The organism is Bradyrhizobium sp. YCK136, assembly GCF_044570075.1.
Taxonomy (GTDB): domain Bacteria; phylum Pseudomonadota; class Alphaproteobacteria; order Rhizobiales; family Xanthobacteraceae; genus Bradyrhizobium; species Bradyrhizobium diazoefficiens.
In genome coordinates, this window is the sequence record NZ_CP172424.1 from 9,336,701 (window position 1) to 9,355,442 (window position 18,742).

The 18,742-nt window shown below is 65.4% G+C and carries 13 protein-coding genes and 3 pseudogenes; 3 read left to right on the top strand and 13 right to left on the bottom strand.

Going from position 1 to position 18,742, the window contains the following annotated elements:
• Positions 1-124: 124 nt before the first annotated feature.
• The gene (locus ACFLEY_RS45265) at positions 125-1,981 is read right to left on the bottom strand and encodes a feruloyl-CoA synthase (protein ID WP_060909428.1); all 1,857 of its coding nucleotides are present in this window, start codon (positions 1,979-1,981) and stop codon (positions 125-127) included.
• Between the two features lie 147 nt (positions 1,982-2,128).
• Between ACFLEY_RS45265 and ACFLEY_RS45270 the strand changes: the two genes are divergently transcribed.
• Positions 2,129-2,644, top strand: a complete 516-nt coding sequence (locus ACFLEY_RS45270; RefSeq protein ID WP_082755660.1) for a MarR family winged helix-turn-helix transcriptional regulator — start codon at positions 2,129-2,131, stop codon at positions 2,642-2,644.
• A gap of 207 nt (positions 2,645-2,851) precedes the next feature.
• Entirely contained in the window at positions 2,852-4,660 is a 1,809-nt protein-coding gene (atzF, locus tag ACFLEY_RS45275; RefSeq protein WP_396604451.1) for an allophanate hydrolase, read from the top strand.
• Between the two features lie 107 nt (positions 4,661-4,767).
• Here the strand turns inward: atzF and ACFLEY_RS45280 are convergent, their stop codons facing one another.
• The 12 genes and pseudogenes from ACFLEY_RS45280 to ugpB all read right to left on the bottom strand — a co-directional run bounded on the left by ACFLEY_RS45280 (position 4,768) and on the right by ugpB (position 17,558).
• Entirely contained in the window at positions 4,768-5,490 is a 723-nt protein-coding gene (locus ACFLEY_RS45280; protein ID WP_028172700.1) for a GntR family transcriptional regulator, read from the bottom strand.
• 4 nt (positions 5,491-5,494) lie between these two features.
• Complete coding sequence (hpxZ, locus tag ACFLEY_RS45285) at positions 5,495-5,887, bottom strand: oxalurate catabolism protein HpxZ (protein ID WP_011083862.1); 393 nt, start codon at positions 5,885-5,887, stop codon at positions 5,495-5,497.
• Position 5,888: 1 nt separating this feature from the next.
• The gene (locus ACFLEY_RS45290; RefSeq protein ID WP_060909430.1) at positions 5,889-7,283 is read right to left on the bottom strand and encodes an AtzE family amidohydrolase; all 1,395 of its coding nucleotides are present in this window, start codon (positions 7,281-7,283) and stop codon (positions 5,889-5,891) included.
• A 7-nt stretch (positions 7,284-7,290) separates the two neighbouring features.
• Positions 7,291-7,470, bottom strand: a complete 180-nt coding sequence (locus tag ACFLEY_RS45295) for a DUF4089 domain-containing protein (RefSeq protein ID WP_028172697.1) — start codon at positions 7,468-7,470, stop codon at positions 7,291-7,293.
• A 15-nt stretch (positions 7,471-7,485) separates the two neighbouring features.
• Positions 7,486-9,320, bottom strand: a pseudogene (locus tag ACFLEY_RS45300) (dipeptide ABC transporter ATP-binding protein).
• Between the two features lie 110 nt (positions 9,321-9,430).
• Entirely contained in the window at positions 9,431-10,330 is a 900-nt protein-coding gene (locus ACFLEY_RS45305) for an ABC transporter permease (RefSeq protein WP_011083858.1), read from the bottom strand.
• Positions 10,331-10,333: 3 nt separating this feature from the next.
• The gene (locus tag ACFLEY_RS45310) at positions 10,334-11,347 is read right to left on the bottom strand and encodes an ABC transporter permease (protein WP_060909432.1); all 1,014 of its coding nucleotides are present in this window, start codon (positions 11,345-11,347) and stop codon (positions 10,334-10,336) included.
• 269 nt (positions 11,348-11,616) lie between these two features.
• Positions 11,617-13,239, bottom strand: coding sequence for an ABC transporter substrate-binding protein (locus ACFLEY_RS45315; RefSeq protein WP_060909433.1), 1,623 nt, complete (start codon positions 13,237-13,239; stop codon positions 11,617-11,619).
• Between the two features lie 408 nt (positions 13,240-13,647).
• A pseudogene (locus ACFLEY_RS45320) lies at positions 13,648-14,655 on the bottom strand (aminoglycoside phosphotransferase family protein).
• 24 nt (positions 14,656-14,679) lie between these two features.
• On the bottom strand, positions 14,680-14,955 hold the full coding sequence (locus tag ACFLEY_RS45325) for a protealysin inhibitor emfourin (protein ID WP_060909434.1): 276 nt from the start codon (positions 14,953-14,955) through the stop codon (positions 14,680-14,682).
• A gap of 26 nt (positions 14,956-14,981) precedes the next feature.
• Positions 14,982-16,013 (bottom strand): M4 family metallopeptidase, encoded by a 1,032-nt coding sequence (locus ACFLEY_RS45330; protein WP_161532981.1) that lies wholly within the window; start codon positions 16,011-16,013, stop codon positions 14,982-14,984.
• Positions 16,014-16,218: 205 nt separating this feature from the next.
• Positions 16,219-17,558: pseudogene (gene ugpB, locus ACFLEY_RS45335) on the bottom strand (sn-glycerol-3-phosphate ABC transporter substrate-binding protein UgpB).
• A 187-nt stretch (positions 17,559-17,745) separates the two neighbouring features.
• Here ugpB and ACFLEY_RS45340 point away from each other — a divergent pair.
• Positions 17,746-18,741: a TRAP transporter substrate-binding protein gene (locus tag ACFLEY_RS45340; RefSeq protein ID WP_060909435.1), complete on the top strand. Its 996-nt coding sequence runs from the start codon at positions 17,746-17,748 to the stop codon at positions 18,739-18,741.
• Position 18,742 lies beyond the last annotated feature (1 nt).

The window sequence follows — 18,742 nt, forward strand, 5'->3', positions numbered from 1 at the left end:
CTGCGGTGAAATGGATTCCGGGTTCGCGCCAAGAGGCGCGCCCCGGAATGACATCGAGACGACCAGGACTGCGCTATTGCGCGGTTGCGTCATCGCCTCGATGAGGCGCCGCCTCCGCGTCAATTCACCCGACGCACCCAATCCACTCCCCCGCCGCATCGTCATTCAGCCGCGCCACCGCCTCCGCGCGTCGCGTCAGCACCGCGCGCTGGTTGATGTAGCCCTTGTCGGTGATCTCGCCGCCGTCGACCGATGGCGGTTCGGCGAGCAGCAGGGCGCGCGTGGCGTGGCCGGAGGAATTGGCGCCCTGCTGCTTCAGCTTCGCAAGCCCCTGAGCGATCGCACCCCTGATCTTGTCATGTGCCAGCACATCATTCACATCGGCCGTCTCCGGCAAACCGGCATGCCCACGGCACGCCAGGATGTTCGGGAACACCAGGAAGCGCACCTCGTCGCCGCCATGACCGGCGACGACGATATCCTGCGCGAGCGGCGCCAGCGCGGCGATGCCGGCGAGCCGCAGCGTGCCGACGCTGACCCAGGTGCCGGAATTGAGCTTGAAGTCCTCCGCGACTCGGCCGTCGAAGAACAGGCCGCGCTCCGGCCGCGCGCTATCAGCAAGCTTCACCGCATCCCCGATGAGATAAAAGCCCTCGTCGTCAAACGCCTGCCTGGTCAGCTCGGGCGCCTTCCAGTAACCCGGCGTGACGTTGGGGCCGCGCACGCGCACTTCGAGCTTGTCGCCGGAGGTGACGAGCTTCAGCTCGGTACCGGGTATCGGCACGCCGATATTGCCGGAGCGCTCGGCGAGGAAATGGCAGTCGGTCGCCAGCGGCGAGGTTTCCGTCGAGCCCCAGGCCGAGACCATCGGCAGCGGGCGGCCGATGGTTTCGACGGAGAGCTGTTCGAGCGCGTCCCAGAGATTCTGCGGCAGCGCTGCGCCCGCATAGAAGGCGAACTTCACCTCGCTGAAGAAGCGGCGGCGCAATTCCTCGTCACCGCGCAATGCCGCGATCAGCATGTCGAAGCCGCGCGGCACGTTGAAATAGACCGTCGGCATCACGCTTTTCAGGTTCGCGAGCGACGTCGCAAAGAGACCGGGCGCAGGCTTGCCGCCGTCGATATAGAGCGAGCCGCCGTTGCGCAGCACCAGGTTGAAATTGTGGTTGGCGCCGAAGGTGTGGCTCCAGGGCAGCCAGTCGAGAATGACGAGATCGCTGCCAGCCTGTTCGAGGAAGGTCCAGGTCTGCGCCTTGGCCTGCTGGCTGGAGGTCAGCATGCGCTGGGTGTTGATGACGGCTTTCGGCGTGCCGGTCGAGCCTGACGTGAACAGGAATTTTGCGATCGTGTCCGGCGTCACCGCGGCAAAGGCTTTTGCGACGTCGACAATTTCGGGCGTTGCCGCAACGGCGCTGAAGGCGAGTGCGTCGGCGTCAGCGCCGTTGCCGCTGATGATCTGCGCCTTGTGCAGCGGCTCGATCGCAGCCAGCGCCGCCGCGAACGGCTTCGTCGCGGAGACGTAGATCGCGCCCGGCTCGAGCAGCGCGATCATGCTCTTGAGCTTGTCGAAATCCCTGGACATCAGCGAATAGGCCGGTGAGATCGCGGCGGAGGGCACGCCGACATGCTGCGCGGCAAGCGCAAGCAGCGCATGGTCGATGCTGTTATCGGAGAGGATCACGAGCGGGCGTTCGGCGCTGAGGCCTTGCGCCAGGATCCACGACGCCGCACCACGCACCTGGCGCAAGGCGTGCGCGTAGGTGACGGTGGTCCATGGCGCTTCGGCATTGCCGCGCTCGGCGAGGAAGATCGCATCGGGCGTCTGCCGCGCCCATTGCTCCAGCCAGTCGCCGATGCAGCGCGCGCTGTCGCGCAACGGCTCCGGCGAGCGCAGCACGATGCTGCCGTCGGCGCGATGCTCGGCGATCGTCTTGGGCGCTGCGAACAGACTTGACGCGTCACCGCGTAAGGCGGCTGTCATGTGTTTCCTCCTCCGCCCGGATGTCGGGATCGGCCGCAGCCTCGTTCCGGGCTGCCTTGGCCATTCTGCCTTGGCCATAATGTTGGGCACGACAATTGTTGTCGTCAACAACAATCTTCCGTACGGCCGTCCGAGGCGCTACAAGGGATGCATGGCAGGAGACGCGACGTGACAGCCACCGTAGCCCAAACTTCCCCACGCAAACGCGCCGGCTACGGCGCGGCGCGGCGGAACGACGCGGACGAGATCGGGCTCGACGCGCTGGTCGGACACGCCGGCTACGCGGTGCGGCGCTTCCAGATCTGGATCTTTCAGGACTTCATCAAGACGTTGGGCGATGTCGACATCCGGCCGACGCAATATTCGGTACTGACGGTAATCGGCGCCAATCCGGGCCTGTCGCAGATGGCGGTGGCCAAGCGCCTCGGCATCGAGCGCGCCCGGCTGGTGCATCTGCTCGACAGCCTCGAACAGCGCAAGCTGGTGAAACGGGTCAAGTCGAAGGCGGACCGGCGCTCCCACGCCCTGCACCTCACCGCCCAGGGCGAGACGGCGCTGGCGAAGTTCAAGCGGCTCGCCGACGAGCACGAGCGCCATGTCGAGGCGAAGATCGGCAAGGAGAACCGGGAGCGGCTGCTCCAGATCCTCGCTGGCTTCACCTGATCCAGACTGCCCAAAATTTGCGCAAATGCCCGGAACAAGGCGTTGGCGCGACGGCCCGCTGGGCCGCCGAAATATCCCCCAACCTACTGATCTCCCGATAATATCCGGAGCAGCCGCGCTGCCCGGATTCTGTACACAATGGCACATCGCTTGCTTCAATCCGGGTGAGGACATGTTGCCGGAGTTTTGTCGCCATGAGGGCTGAAAATGGGGGCTGAGCAGCCTGAAACGATCGCCGCGATTGTGGCCGCGCATCGCGCGGGCACGCTCACGCCGGCACAGACGATCGCGCGCAGCTACCAGCGCATCCGCGACCACAACGATCCCGCCGTCTTCATCAGCCTGCGCGACGAGAAGGACGCGATCGCGGAAGCTGAAAAGCTTGCCGCGCGCCCGGATGCCGCCAGTATGCCGCTCTATGGCGTCCCGGTCGCGGTGAAGGACAACATCGACGCGCTGGGCTTTCCGACCACGGCGGCCTGCCCCGCCTTCTCCTACACACCGACCCATGACTCGACCGCGGTGGAGCGCCTGCGCGCGGCCGGCGCCATCATCATCGGCAAGACCAATCTCGACCCGTTCGCAACCGGCCTCGTCGGAGTACGCTCGCCCTACGGCATTCCCAAAAATTCGATTCGCGAGGATCTGATTCCCGGTGGCTCCAGCTCGGGCTCGGCGACCGCCGTCGGCGCCGGGCTGGTGCCGCTGTCGCTCGGCACCGACACCGCCGGCAGCGGCCGCGTGCCGGCCATGCTCAACAACATCGTCGGGCTGAAGCCAAGCCTCGGCATGATCTCGACCGCGGGACTCGTGCCTGCCTGCCGCACGCTCGACTGCATCTCGGTATTCGCCTTGACGGTGGACGATGCTGCACTCGCACTCTCCGTGATGGCGGGACCTGACCAGGCCGATCCATTCTCGCGCGACCGGCCGCTCGGCGCGCTGACGCCGTTTCCCGCAAACCTGCGCCTCGGCGTGCCGCGCAACGGGCAGCTGATCTTCTTCGGCGACAAGAAGGCGGAAGCGGCTTACGGCGATGCGCTGAAGCGCTGGACTGCGCTCGGCGCGACGCTGGTCGAATTCGACCTCGAGCCGTTCTACGAGACGGCGCGACTGCTCTACGAAGGGCCCTGGGTCGCCGAGCGCTATCTCGTGATCAAGAACCTGCTGGCGTCCGCGCCCGAAATGATCCATCCGGTGACGCGCGAGATCACCGCGGCCGGTGCGCGGCTGACGGCGGCGGACACCTTCTCCGCGCTCTATCGCCTGCAGGGTCTGCGCAAGATCGCCGAGCGCACCTTTGCCAATATCGACGCGCTGGTGCTGCCGACGGCGCCGACCGCGTATACGACCGCGCAGGTGCTGGCCAACCCGATCGAGCTCAACAGCCGGCTCGGCACCTACACCAATTTCGTCAACCTGCTCGACCTCTGCGGCCTCGCCGTGCCGGCATCGATGCGCGCCGACGGCATCCCGTTCGGGATCACGCTGCTGGCGCCGGCCGGCCGCGATGCGCTGCTTGCGAGCATCGGCCGCGTGTTCCATGCGGATACCAGGCTGAGCGTCGGCGCGAAGGGCGTCGCGCAACCCGCGCTCTCGCCGCTTGCCGCAGGCGGCATCGACGAGATTCCGATCGCCGTCGTCGGCGCGCATCTGTCCGGCATGGCGCTGAACGGCGAGTTGAAGGCGCTGAACGGAAAGCTGATCGAGGCGACCAAAACCGCACCGGACTACAAGCTCTATGCGCTTCCGACGACGCCACCGAAGCCGGGCATGCTGCGCGTCGCAGCCGGCAAAGGCGCGGCCATCGAGCTGGAGATCTGGTCGCTTTCTGCGGCTGCGTTCGGCAAGTTCGTCAACGCGATTCCGGCGCCGATGGCGATCGGCACCATCAGGCTCGCCGACGGCCGCAGCGTGAAGGGCTTTCTCGTCGAGCCGGAAGTGCTCGGCGAAGCGCGAGACATCACAAGCTACGGCGGTTGGCGCGCGTATATGGCGGAGGCGGCCACGGCGTAGCTCTCGTAGGGTGGGCAAAGCGTAGCGTGCCCACCATTACCACCAGCCAGGTGGTGGGCACGGCGCTTTGCGCCTTTGCCCACCCTACGGCACGGAGTGCGCGTCGCCTACACCGACACCGCGTAGATTTCGTACTCCCCGCGCACCAACTCGATATGGGCGCGCATGGCGGCGGCGGCGCCCTGCTTGTCGCCGCGCATGATGGCGACGACGACGCGGTCGTGCTCCGCTTGCGATTTGGCGAGACGGCCAAGGTTGCGGAACTGGGCACGGCGGAACGGCTGCACGCGGACGCGGGTCGCCAGCGTGATCTCGGCGATGTAGCCGTTCTGCGAGCCGGCATAGATCGCGTTGTGGAAGCGCTCGTTGACCTCGTGGAAACGATCGGGATTGCCGGTGTAGCTGAGGACACGCAGCTCTTCGTGGATGGCTTCCAGGCCGTGGCGTTCGGCGGCGGACATGCGCTCGGCGGCAAGGCCGGCGCACAGCGCTTCCAGCTCCGCCATCGCCTCGAACATGCTCTTCAGCCGTTCGATCGACGGCTGCGCCACCACCGCGCCGCGATGCGGCCGGGCCTCGACGAGGCCGCTCGCCACCAGCTGGCGCAGGGCCTCGCGCACCGGCGTGCGCGAGACGTTGAAACGCCGCGCGATGTCGGTCTCGTCCAGCGGCGAGCCGGGAGCCAGGGCTCCGCGCACGATCTCGTCGGCGAGCTGAAGACGCAGCTCCTCGGCGCGCGTGACCTTCTGCACCGACGGCAGGGCCCGGTCGACGCGGGGCACCACCGGCTCGGCCGGCAGAGTTCCCTGCGGAAGGTCGTCAAGCGTCATTCGATCAGGTCTCTTTCGACTCGTCGATGATGCTGACATGGGCGGCGACGACGCGCCAGCCCTCCGGGAAGCGAATCCAGGTCTGCATCTGCCGGCCGACCTTGCCGGGCGCCGTGTCGCGATAGAACAGGGTGGAGGCGACGGCCGTGTCGCGGCCATAGCTGCTGATGACGGTTTTCGCGGTGCGACGGTTCAGGCCGACCGGCGAGCGGCCGGCGCGGAAGCCGGAGATCGCCTCATAGCCATAGAGGTTCTCGCCGATGCCGTAGCGCAGCGTGCGGGGATCGTTGCGGAACAGCTCGCCGAGCACGGTTACGTCGTTGGTGACCAGGGCCTGCTCATAACGATCGAATGCGGCTTTGACTTCCGCGATCACCTCTGGGAGATCGATCTCCATCTCAGAATCCTCTCGGGGCTGGCGCTGCGACAACGCCCATCCGTTCCAATGCATGCGCGACACGCAGCGCGATGTCTTCGCGCCAGGGCGCGGCGATGATCTGCACGCCGATCGGCAGCGGCTCGAGCGGCACCGGCACCGCGACCACGGGCAGGCCGATGAAGGAGATCGGCTGGGTGTGGATGCCGATATTGGCGCGCACCGGCAGTTCGACGCCGTCGAGATTGAAATTCACCTGCCCGAGCTTTGGCGCAGTGCACGGCGTCGCCGGCGCCAGCAGCACGTCGACCGATTTGAAGATCTCGGAAAACTGCGCGCGATACCAGCGGCGGAATTTTTGCGCGCGATCGACCAGCGGCGCGGGCACCATGGCGCCCGCGATCAGGCGGTCGCGCACGGCGGGATCGAAATCGTTCGGGCGCTTGCGCAGGCGGTCGAGATGCAGCGAGGCACCTTCGGTGGTGGAGATGACGTAAGCCGCCGCGCGGGCACGCGCGGCTTCGGGCACCTCGACGATTTGCGTCGCGCCGAGCGCCTTGGCGACGCGGCTCACGGCTTCGACGGCCTCGGGAAACACGTTCTTCTGGAAGTAACCGCCGGCGATCGCGATGCGCAGGTCCGAGACCGGATTGGCGAGCAGCGGCACCGTCGGCTCCAGGCCGCGTGTGGTGCAGGCGGCGTCGTCGGCATCCGGCCCCTGCATCGCATTGTAGGCGAGCGCGAGATCGGTGACGGAGCGCGCGAACGGGCCGAGATGATCGAAGCTCGCGACGAACGGAAACGACCGCGCCCGCGACAGCCGGCCATAGGTCGGCTTCAGACCAAAAATGCCGCAAAACGAGGACGGTACGCGAATCGAGCCGTTGGTGTCCGAGCCCAGCGCGATCGGCACCAGCGCGCCGCCGACGGCGCTGCCGGAGCCGCCGGAGGAGCCGCCGCTCATGCGCGTCGTGTCGTGCGGATTGCGCGATGGACCGTCGTGAATGTTCTCGCCGGTGAAGTCGTAGGCGTACTCGCCCATGTTGAGCGCGCCGACCAGAACCGCGCCGGCCGCTTCCAGCCGCTCGATCAAGGTGGCGTCGCGCTTGGCGGGCGCGAGGTCGCGGTTGATCTTCGAGCCGGCACGCGTCGGCAGGCCCGCGACATCGAACAGATTCTTCACCGCGAAGGGCACGCCGGCGAGCGGGCCGACCTCCTTGCCGGCGGCAATGTCGGCGTCGATCGCACGCGCTTTCGCAAGGGCGCGCTCGGCGGTGACGTCGGTGAAGGAATTGAGGATGGTGTCGTGCTGCTTGATGCGCGCAAGCGCGGCTTCGGTGGCAGCGAGGGCGGACATCTTGCCGCCAGCCACCGCTTTCGCGATGTCGGCAGCACTCATCTCTGGCTTGGTGGTCATGGCGGCGTCAGACGGAGAAGATCGGCGCCGGCTCGGTCTCGTCCGGCAGCGCGAATTCGTCGACGAGGCGGGCGAGCCGCAGCGACACTTCGAGATTGGCGCGAACCGCCGGCCTCCAGGCCTCCTCGATCGGCAATGCCAGCGCTTTCGATACGGCGTCGATATAATCGTCCAGCGGCTCGGCCATCACGCTCCCAAACAATCAGTGTACCGGCAACGGCGGATGAGGGATCGCCGTCAGCAGCTCCTTGGTGTAGTCGTCCTGCGGATCGCTCAAAACCCTCTCGGAAGAGCCTTCCTCGACGATTCGACCCGTCCGCATCACAATGACACGATCGCACAGCAAGCGCACTACGTTCAAATCATGCGAGACGAACAGATAGCTCATACCTAGCCGCGCCTTGAGGTCCTGGAGCAGATTGAGGACCAGGGCCTGGACCGAGACGTCGAGCGCCGCGGTCGGCTCGTCCAGGATGACGAGTTTCGGGTGCAGGGCAATCGCCCGGGCGATGCCGACGCGGGCCTTCTGGCCGCCGGACAATTGGTGCGGAAACCGATCCAGCAGATTGTGCGGCAGGCCGACCATGGTGGCCAGCTCCTCGCAGCGGGCGCGCAGCGCGTCGCGGCCCCTGACGTCGCCGAGTTGCATGATCGGGTCGGCGATGGCGCGCGCGGCGGTGAAGCGCGGGTTGAGGCTGTCGGTCGGGTCCTGGAACACCATCTGGATGCGGCTGCGCTGCGGCAGCCGGGCAAACGAGGCCGGCGCGATGCCGCCGATGTTCTCGCCGTCGAACTGGATCAGGCCGGAGGTCTGGTCCAGGAGCCGCATCACCATCATCGAGGTGGTCGATTTGCCGCAGCCGGATTCGCCGACGAGCCCGACGCTCTCGCCATGGCCGATCGAGAAGCTGATGCCGTCGACGGCGCGGAATACATCCGGCTCCACCGGCGGCTTGCGGCCGAACAGTCTGCCGAGCGTGGCCGTGGCGCCCTGGCGGGGATACTCTTTCACGAGCTTTTCGATGAGAAGGAGAGGCTGTTCGCTCCTCCCCCTCTCCCCGCTTGCGGGGTCGCGACGAGCTTCGCTCGCGCTGAGAGGGTTGGGGTGAGGGGGCGTCTCCGCGAGCACGGTGCTTGGAGAGTCCCCTCACCCCCCGCACTTCGTGCGTCGGCCTCTCCCCGCACGCGGGGAGAGGCGAAGGAAGCCCCCTCCTCCTCCGGCAACAGATCCCGCAAGCTCACGCCGAGCCGCGGCGTCGCGCGCATCAGCTTCTTCGTATAGGGGTGCTGCGGATTGGCGAAGATATCGGCGGCCTTGGCGGTCTCGACCACGCGGCCCTTCTCCATCACCACGACGCGGTCGCAATAGGCGGCGGCCAAACCCAGATCATGCGTGATCAGGATGGTCGACATCGCGCGGCGCCTGGTCAGCTCGACGATCAAATCCATCACCGCCTTCTGGGTGGTGACGTCGAGGCCCGTGGTCGGCTCGTCCGCGATGAGGAGCTGCGGGTTGCAGGCCAGCGCCAGCGCGATGACGACGCGCTGGCACATGCCGCCGGACAGTTCGAACGGATAGGCGTGGTAGCGCTCGCGCGGGCGGGCGATCTTAACCTGCTCCAGCGCCTCGATCGCCTTCTCACCGTGATCGGCGACCTGGGCCTGCTGCACATGGGTGCGCAGCACGTCCTCGATCTGGTCGCCCACTTTCCGGATCGGATTGAGCGCGGCGCGCGGGTTCTGGAAGATCATCGAGACTTCGCGGCCGCGCAGGTCGCGCATCTGGTCTTCGGTCGCGGCCTTCACGTCGATGCCGGAAAACATCACCGAGCCCTCGGCGATCCGCCCGGCACGGTCGAGGATGCGCATCACCGCATAGGACGTCACCGACTTGCCGGAGCCGGACTCGCCGACGATGGCGAGCGTCTCGCCCTTGGCGACGGAGATGTTGACGTGCTGCACCGCCTTCACGATGCCGCGGCGGGTGGTGAATTCGACCGTGAGGTCCTGGACGTCGAGCAGCGGCTGGGCGGTCATGGATGGCTCCCGTCACTCAAAAAGGTCGAAAACAACCCCATGCACAGTAGAAGGGCGTTGGATTCATTGGACAATTTCGACGGGGAATTTGGAGGTGAAGGAACCATCACCTACGTCCTCCGCTGCGGATCGACGATGTCGCGGAGACCGTCGCCGAGGAGGTTGAAGCAGAACACGGCGATCATCAAAGCGAGGCCGGGGAACAGCGCGATCCACCATTCGCCTGAGACCATGAAGCCCGCGCCTTCCGCGACCATGATGCCCCATTCGGCGGTCGGCGGGCGGACGCCGAGGCCGATGAAGGACAGGCCGGCGGCGTTGAGGATGGCGTAGCCCATGGTCAGCGACATCTGCACGATCATGATCGGCATGATGTTCGGGAGAATATGCACCAGCAGGATGCGGAATTCACCGTTGCCGGACAGGCGCGCGGCCTGCACGAAGCCGGCATTGCGGCGGACATTGGCCTCGGCACGCGCGACGCGGGCATAGAGCGGGAAGTTCACGATCGCGGTCGCAAGAATGATGTTCTGCACCGTGTTGCCGAGCGCCGCGACGATGCCCATCGCCAGCACGAATAGCGGAAACGCCATGATGGTGTCGGCGATGCGGCCGACGATGCGGTCGGTCCAGCCGCCGAAATAGCCGGCCGCGATGCCGGCGAGGCCGCCCATCAGGAACACCAGCACGACGGAGGCGATCGCGATGAAGGTATCGAGACGCGTGGCCACGACGACGCGGCTGAAGATGTCGCGGCCGAGCTGATCGGTCCCGAACCAGTGCGCCGCCGAGGGCGCTTTCAACGCCGCGGCGGTGTCGGAGGCGAGCGGATCATACGGCACCACATAGGGACCGAAGATCGCGGCGATGAGGATCACAATCAGCAGGGCGAAGGCAAAACCCGTGACCTTGTTTTCGCCGAGAACGTAGCGGGTCTGTTCGAGGATCGCGACCAGTCCCGAGGTACGGGCGGGACCGACGGGTTCAACAGCAGGCGCAACGGAGCTCATGATTTAGCCCTCCAACCTGACGCGCGGATCGATTACGCCGTACAAAATGTCGATCACGAGATTGAGCAGCACGTACATGACCGCCATGGTCAGCACGAAACCCTGCACCGGCGCGAAGTCCGACGAGATCAGCGCTTCCACCGCATAGGATCCGATGCCGGGCCAGGCGAACACTTTTTCCACCAGCACGTTCGCACCGAGCAGGAACGGGAACACCATGCTGAGCGTGGTGATCACGGGCAGCATCGCGTTGCGGAAGGCGTAGGTGACGATGACGGTCGCCGGCGACAGGCCGCTGGCGCGCGCAGTGCGGACGAATTCGGAGGCGAGCACCGCCAGCATCGAGGCGCGGGTCATGCGCGCGATCGGTGCCAGCGAGAAGATCGCAAGCGTGGTGGCCGGCAAAATAAGCTGGCTCAGCGCCGAGCGGAACGCCTCGAGGTCGCGCGCGATCAGGGTGTCGATCAGATAGAAACCGGTCACCGTCGGCGGCGCGCTGTAGAACACATCGAGACGACCGAGCGGCGCGGGAGACCAGCCGAGCCGGAAATAGAAAACGTAGACCAGCACGAGGCCGGTGAAGAACACCGGCAGCGAGACGCCCGCCGTCGTCGTGACCCGGCAGAGGTGATCGACCCATGACCCCGGCCGCGTCGCCGCCAGCACGCCCAGCGGAATGGCGATGACGATCGAGACGATGAGGCCGAGCAACGTAAGTTCAGCGGAGGCCGGCAGGCGGTTGCGGATCTCGGCCGCGACCGGCTGGCCTGTGGTGAGCGAGTTGCCGAAATCGCCATGGGCGAGATCGTTGGTGTAGCGGAAGAACTGCTCGATCAGCGGCCGGTCGAGGCCGAGCTTCTTCCGGATCTGCTCGACGGCCTCTTTCGTCGCGGCGGGACCGGCGAAATACGCGGCGGGATCACCAGGCAGCGCGCGCGTCAGCAGGAAGGTGACGATGACGACGCCGATCAGCGAGGGTATCGCGAACATCAGGCGCTTGCCGATCATGGTCAGCATGGGAGTGCTCTCCTTCTGCCTAGCCATTGGAAGCAAATTCGAACGACTTGCTCAGCTGCGTTCCCTCCCCCCTTGTGGGGGAGGGCTAGGGAGGGGGGTGGCTCCGGGAGGGGTCGGAGTTCGTGGCTACCCCCCTCCCTGCCCTCGAGAGCGAGCTTCGCTCGCCTCGGACCCCACAAGGGGGGAGGGAATGAGATGACAGTGCCCACCTCACTCCAGTGGAAGAGACCAACACATGCCGATGCGTCGCCGACCATCAGCATGACACCTCACCCCTTTGCCATCGCGCGGTAGTCCAGGCGGCGGTGGAACCAGTATTGGTAGCCGCTGATGTTCTTCTGCATCGCGACGTTGACGAAGGGCTGGTACAGCGGGATGCGCGGGATGTCGCTGTAGGCGAGATCGACGAAACCCTTCACGTCGGTATCGTAGGTCGCGGTGTCGCCGCTCGCGGCCGCGACGCGCGCGCCGTCGATCAGCTTGTCCATCTCCGCCGACTTGTAGCTCATGGTGTTGAAGACGGAATTGTTGCCGTGATAGCACCAGTAGAAGAAGTACTCGGGGTAATCGAGCCATCCCGAGAACACGTTGGTGAAGAGCGGCATCTCCTTCTTGTTCAATTCGGTGAGCCAGTTGGCGCCGGGCACCTTGTTGATGGTGGTCTTGATGCCGAGCTGGGCGAGCGATTCCTGCACCAGCACGCAGAGCGGCTCGTTGACGCCGGCGAAATTGAGGTCGAACGAGATCGTGGTCTCGAAACCGTTGGCGTAGCCGGCCTCCGTCAGCAGCGCCTTCGCCTTCTCCATGTCGGTGTTGTATTTGTGCTGCTGCGGCCAGGCGACCTCGGTGGCCTTGTCCTTGGCGGCGCCGAACATGGGATTGCCGAGCCCGAACAGCACCGCGTCCATGATCTTCTGGTAGGGCAGCGCATAGGCGATCGCCTGCCGCACCTTGACGTTGTCGAACGGCGGCTTGGTGACGTTCATGCCGATATACTGGATGCCGTTGGAGAACGGCAGCGACACCACGTTGAGCTTGCCGCTCGCCTTCATCTCCTGGAAATCCTTGAACGGCAGCTCGTAGGAGATGTCGGCGTCGCCGCGCTCCAGCAGCGCACGGCGATTGCCCGCCTGCGGCACCATGCGCCAGATCACGCGCTTGATCTTCGGCAAGGGCCCGCCGACCCAATCCTCGTTGCGCTCCATGATCACTTCGGTGCCGGCGGTCCACTTCGTCACCTTGTAGGCGCCGGAGCCCGCGGTCTGCTGCTTAGTGAATTCGAGACCCCAGGGATCCTTCTCGCTGGCGTTCTTCTTCACCAGCTCGGAGTTGACGATGCAGGGCACGATCACCGCGAGATCGGGAATCGTCAGCTTGTCCTTTTTCAGGAAATCGACGCGCACGGTGTAGTCGTCGATCACGACGAACTGCTCGGGCTTGGTCAGCGAGCCCGCGCTCATCTGGAAGGTCGGGAAGCCGCCGACGCTGACGGCGCGGTCCAACGACCACTTCACGTCCTTGGCGGTGACCGGCGCGCCATCGTGGAATTTGGCGTTCTTCTTCAGCTTGAAGGTGACCGACATGTCGTCGATCTTCATGTCCTCGGCGAGCTCGCCCTTGAACTTGTCGCGGTCGTAATAGGGCACGCCGCCGGGACCGCTCTTCATCTCGTGGCTGATCAGCCGGTCGTAGCAATTCCAGGACACCTCATAGCCGGGCACGTTGGTGCCGACGCCGTGGATGTCGAGATTGTTGGGGCCGCCCTCCGAGACGATCAGCAGCGTCTCCGAACGCGCATCGGCCTTGGCCGAGCAGATCACGGACGGCATGGCCGGAAGCGCCGCGCCTGCGGCCAATCCGGAAACGGACTTGAGGAAATCGCGGCGCTTCATGAAATCGCTCCAACACAAAAGTTTCTGGTTGGAACTGGATTCGCAAGGTTCGTGCCAGAGCTTAACGAGGCGTTAGTCTCGCGCTAATCAACTGATATAACTTGATCTTTTTGATTTTTGCCTGATTTTCCGGAGAGCGGCGCAGTTCCTGCTTGCATACAAAGACGGAGAATTGCTCAAAAAATTTCATCGATAAAGCGTGAGAGCCCATTCGGGAGGCGACGGCAGGACTCATCGCGCAGGTAGCGCGGCGCCCGTGCTGAAGCCAACAGGCCCGGCCGTCATTCCGGGGCGATGCGCAGCATCGAGCCCGGAATCCATCGGGCCACAGAATGCGTGGGAAAATGGATTCCGGGCTCGCCGCTTCGCGGCGCCCCGGAATGACGGAGAGGGGTGGGGCCGGAGCACTCACTCCGCCCAGATCAGGTCCTGCAGCTCGACGAGATCCTTCGCCTTGTCCTGCCAGCCCTCGATGCAGATGTGGCTGTTGAGATCGCTGGCGTGGTGCAGCAGCATCAGGGCCATCAGGCGCCGCTTGAGCGCATAGTCCAGCTTCGCATAGCCAAACCCTTCGAGCAGGCTGCGCACCCTCCCCGGCCGGCCCGCCGCCATGAAGGCGCCGGGGCCGAGCAGGTCGTAGTCGCGCCATCCAGCCCGCACGTCGCCGAAGTCGAACAGGCCGGCGAGCGACCATTGCCCGTCATGGCAGGCGAGCAGAAAGTTCTCCGGAATGTATTCGCCGGTCAGGATCACCGGCGGCGCGTCCATCGGAATGAGGCGCGCCGCATCGCGCAGCAGATCGTCGAGGCCTCCAAGGAATTTGGGCGCAAGGCCGAGACGCTGGTGCCTGGCGCGGCACCCCTGCATCTGCCTGCGCATGAACGCGTCCCAGCGCGGCTCTATTGCTGCGAGAGGGTCAAGCGGCGCGCGCTGCACGGCCGCGATGGTCTCGCCGATCTGGCGCAGCAGGCGCTCCTTCTGCTGTTCCGGCAGAGACGGCCAGACCTCCGAGCCGAGCGTGCCGGCAAGACGCGTGATGACGAGATAGGGCCAGCCGTCGCGCATCCCTTCCGCGACGACCTGCGGAATTGGCAAGGAAAGACGTCCCGCAAGCTGCGTCAGCGAACCGCGCTCGGAGACGAATTACGCGTGGAGCAGCGGCGGGAAGATCTTCAGGATCAGGCGCTCACCGAGGCCGACCACGAGATTGGTACCTGTTACAAACACCTGCGGCGCGCCGACGTCGAGGCCGTGGCTGCGCGCGATGTCGAGCGCGATCGGCAGCCATCGGGACTGGTCGGCGCGCAAGGCACGGTAGGCCTCGAGGCTCGTCGACGCGGACACGCCCCAGGCACCCGCCGAACAAGCACCTGCCGAACAAGCAGCGGCGGAATCCGGCGGCAGCATCTCCTCCATCACAGCGCCCGGCTCCGCCCGGTGTTATTCCAGGACATCCTTGACGCTGTTCTTGATGGCCGAGGGGACCGCATGCTCGGGGACTTCGATGGTCTGCGCACCGCGCGTGATCCGGTAACTGAACGCGTCGGCCTGACCCGGATGTGCGGGCGCGACTTTCTTCGGATCGGCAAACAGCTGCTCCACCGTCTTCTGATCGGCGGCGGACAGATCCGACAGCGCCACTTCACCACGACTTTTCAGGTGAGGGCCGCCGAAGCCGGCGAACCCTCCGACGCGCTCGATCTTCAAGCGATCCACGCTTCCTTCCTTTCGTATCGCACGCTTTAGAGCCCGACCTTCTTCCATCCGGTATCGACGGCGGCGAGGACTGCGGCATCGCCAGGGTACAATGTGTGGGCACCCTGCCGGGTCCGCGCCGCGAATGCCTTCATCGTCATGTTCGGCGTCGGCCCGAAACCAGTGAGCGAATGGTACCACACCTGCCCGATCCTGGCCCAACTGTATCCGCCAAGCGTCGTGCAGGCGGTGTAGAAGGCGAGGTTCGGCGGCCCGCTCGCGTAATGCGGGTCCATGCCGGGCGTCACTTGCGAATACTTGGTCGGCTGCGGCGCCAGGCAGTGCTTGGCGGCGGGATCGGCCATGTCGCGCAGGCAGGCGAACCCCTTCTTCTTGGCCGCCGGCCCCATGATGTCGCGCCCGATCAGCCAGTCGGCCTTCTTGACGTCCTGCTTGGCCTCCCACTGCCGGAACATCGAGCCGAAGCAGTCGGAGATGCTCTCGTTCAGGCCGCCGGCATCGCCGCTATAGGCGAGCTGGAGGCTGTGCTGGGTCACGCCATGGGTCAGCTCGTGGCCGATGACGTCGTTGCCGCGGGTGAAGTCGAGGAAGATGCTGCCGTCGCCGTCGCCATAGACCATCTGCGAGCCGTTCCACATCGCGTTGTTGTACTTCTCGCCGAAATGAACCGACGACATCATGGTCATGCCGTGATCGTCGATCGAATTCCGGTTGAAGACCTGCTGGTAGAACCTGGCCACCTTGGTGGTCTGGTTGAAGGTGCGCTTGACGGAGCCGTCCGAGGACGTCTTCGGCTTCGGCACGGGCGTGCCGGGCAGCGTCTGCGTGTGCTTGCAGTCGTAGACCGTGACCGACGGCGCCGCGGCCAGCGTGACCAGACCTGCGGCGCGCGCCGCCACGACGCTGGTCAATTTCGCCGTCTGCGTCCGCAATTCGCGCAGTTCATGACTGACCTGGACGGTGTCGACCATCTGCTTGCGAAGCACGGCGGACAGCTTCTTGTCCTGGGAAAGTCTGGTCAGAACGTCGTTCGGGATGATGCAACATGAGCAAAACATAAGCGATCTCCATCACAACTTTTCCGGAAAAATGATAGATGAAACAACCTCAAGATTATCGCTGCGCGCCCGCGGCACAAGTGATGTGGCTCACACGGGCGTCATTGTTTCGAGAGCGTGGATTTGCGGACCGCCCGCGGATCCGTGCATCGCTTCAAATTTCGTGATGTGGAGTCGCGTGCGCGCGCAGCGGGCCGAGCAGCGCCTATCGCTCCGGGCTGGCGCGCTCGAACTGGCGCAGCAGCTTGTTGCCGCGCTCGACGGCGGAATCCAGAGCTCCCTGCGCGCTCTTCTGGCCGGCAAAGGCCTGCTCCAGCTGGTCCTCGATCGCGCCGCGGATCAGCACGAAGGAGCCGAGCCGGATGCCCTTCGAGTTCGACGTCGGCGGATGCAGCGTGATCTCCTCGAACGAGATCGCCGAGCCCGGATTGCGCTCGTAGAAGCCTTGCGCGCGCGTCAGCTCGTAGGCGGCGCGGGTGATCGGCAGATATCCGGTGTTCTGGTGCCAGGCCGCCTGCACGCCGGGCTGCGACAGATAGGCGAAGAACCGCGCAACGCCCTTGTATTCCGCGCGCGGCCGATCACGCAGCACCCACAGCGTGGCGCCGCCGATGATCGAGTTCTGCGGCGCGTCCTTCACCTCGGGCCAGTACGGCATCATGCCGTAGCCGATGTCGAATTTCGAGTTCGCGTTGATGTCGGCGCGCGTCGCCGAGGAGCCGATGAAGATGCCGCATTCGCCGTTCTGGAAGCGCGGCTCGGCCGACTGGCCGCGGCCGCCATAGTCGAACAGCCTGGTCTTCTGCCACTCAGCCAGCTGGGCGACGTGCTTGACGACGACCGAATTGTTGATGGTCAGCTCGGCATCGAGCCCGGCAAAACCGTTGGTGCGGGTCGCGAGCGGCAGGTTGTGGAAGGCGGAGAGATTCTCGATGTGGATCCAGGACGGCCAGGACGTGGTGAAGCCGCAAGGAGCGCCGCGGTCGCGCAGACGCTTTGCGATCGCGCCAAGCTCCGGCCATGTCTTCGGCGGCGCCTCCGGATCGAGGCCGGCGTCACGGAACATGGTCTTGTTGTAGTAGAGGATCGGCGTCGACGAATTGAACGGGAACGACAACAGATTGCCGGCCGCATCGGTGTAGTAGCCGGAGACGGCGGGAAGGTAGTCGTTGAGCGAGAACGGCTCGCCCTGGTCCCGCATCAGGCTGAACACCGGATAGATCGCGCCCTTGGCCGCGGTCATGGTGGCGGTGGCGACCTCGTTGACCTGGACGATCGCGGGCTGGCTGCGCGAGCGGAAGGCGAAGATCGCCGCCGTCACCGTCTCGGTGTAGTTGCCCTTGTAAGCAGGCACGATCCGGTAATCGGACTGCGAGGCGTTGAAGTCGGCGGCGAGCTTTTCCAGTTGCCGGCCGAGCTCGCCCGACATGGCGTGCCACCACGCGATTCGGTGGCGGCGTTGGCCTGCGCGGTGAACGTGAAGGCCGCGGCGGTGGCAACGACCTGCAAACAGCGCAATGCTGAAATCACGATGGCTCTTTCCATGTCGCGCGGCAAAAGGCGACCCCGTCCTGCTTACGGCGCGGCATTTCCAGTTTCAACCGGGAATGAGGGCCGGCCGCGCCGCACAATCACCCCGCGGGCCGCGGCGGGATGGCCTTCCCTTAACCATCTGCTAGATTGCATTGAACCTTTTGGTCTCGCCATAGACTCCACCACTGAGGGGTTGAGTGTGCCAGTGTTGAACCGTGCCGAACTCTCACGGACCGGGGTGGTTTTCATCGCGCTTTTGTTCGCCATTTGCGCGACGAGCGCCGTTGCGCGTGAATTTCGCGCCGCCGACACCCAGACCGAGGATTACCCGACCGTCCAGGCGCTGCGCTACATGGGTGCGCTGATCGCCGAGCGCACCGGCGGCCAGCACGAGATCAAGGTTTTTCATTCCCGCCAGCTCGGCGAGGAGAAGGAGACCATCGAGCAGACCCGGGCCGGCGCGATCGACCTCAACCGGACCAATGTGGCGCTGATCGGCAATTTCGTCCCGGCGATGAACGTGCTCGCCATGCCGTTCCTGTTCCGGTCCATCGAGCACATGCAGAAGGTGCTGGACGGGCCGATCGGCAGCGAGATCCTTGGCAGCTTCGAGCCCTACGGTTTCGTCGGGCTCGCCTTCTACGATTCCGGGGCGCGCTCGATCTACAACGGCGCCCGCCCCGTCAGACGCATCGCAGACCTCCGGGGCCTGCGGATCCGGGTGCAGCAATCGGAGTTGATGAGCGAGATGATGCGCTCGCTCGGCGCCGAGCCGGTCGAGATGCCCTATGGACAGGTGCTCGCCGGGCTAGCCAACCACCTGATCGACGGCGCCGAAAACAACTGGCCATCTTTCGTGACGACGGACCATTACAAACATGCCGGCTACCTCGCGCTCACCGAGCACACGATGAGCCCCGAAGTGCTGGTGATCTCGCTCAAGGCCTGGCGCAGCCTGTCGGCGGACGACCAGACCATCTTCCGGGAGGCCGCGCAGCGCTCCAGCCGCTTCATGCGCGAGAAGTGGCGCGACCTCGAGGAGCAGTCGCAGCGCAAGGCGGAGGAAGCCGGCGTCACCATCGTCAGGGATATCGACCGCAAGCCGTTCGAGGACGCGATGGCGGCGATCTACGCCAAGGCCGGGCGCGATCCCGCCGCGGCCGCACTGATCGAACGCATTCGCAAGGTGGAGTGAG

Bases quoted from the DNA above. Each gene is read 5' to 3' on its own strand.
- ACFLEY_RS45265 (WP_060909428.1), bottom strand. From the start codon at position 1,981: ATGACAGCCGCCTTACGCGGTGACGCGTCAAGTCTGTTCGCAGCGCCC.
- ACFLEY_RS45270 (WP_082755660.1), top strand. From the start codon at position 2,129: ATGCATGGCAGGAGACGCGACGTGACAGCCACCGTAGCCCAAACTTCC.
- atzF (WP_396604451.1), top strand. From the start codon at position 2,852: ATGGGGGCTGAGCAGCCTGAAACGATCGCCGCGATTGTGGCCGCGCAT.
- ACFLEY_RS45280 (WP_028172700.1), bottom strand. From the start codon at position 5,490: ATGACGCTTGACGACCTTCCGCAGGGAACTCTGCCGGCCGAGCCGGTG.
- hpxZ (WP_011083862.1), bottom strand. From the start codon at position 5,887: ATGGAGATCGATCTCCCAGAGGTGATCGCGGAAGTCAAAGCCGCATTC.
- ACFLEY_RS45290 (WP_060909430.1), bottom strand. From the start codon at position 7,283: ATGACCACCAAGCCAGAGATGAGTGCTGCCGACATCGCGAAAGCGGTG.
- ACFLEY_RS45295 (WP_028172697.1), bottom strand. From the start codon at position 7,470: ATGGCCGAGCCGCTGGACGATTATATCGACGCCGTATCGAAAGCGCTG.
- ACFLEY_RS45305 (WP_011083858.1), bottom strand. From the start codon at position 10,330: ATGAGCTCCGTTGCGCCTGCTGTTGAACCCGTCGGTCCCGCCCGTACC.
- ACFLEY_RS45310 (WP_060909432.1), bottom strand. From the start codon at position 11,347: ATGCTGACCATGATCGGCAAGCGCCTGATGTTCGCGATACCCTCGCTG.
- ACFLEY_RS45315 (WP_060909433.1), bottom strand. From the start codon at position 13,239: ATGAAGCGCCGCGATTTCCTCAAGTCCGTTTCCGGATTGGCCGCAGGC.
- ACFLEY_RS45330 (WP_161532981.1), bottom strand. From the start codon at position 16,013: ATGTTTTGCTCATGTTGCATCATCCCGAACGACGTTCTGACCAGACTT.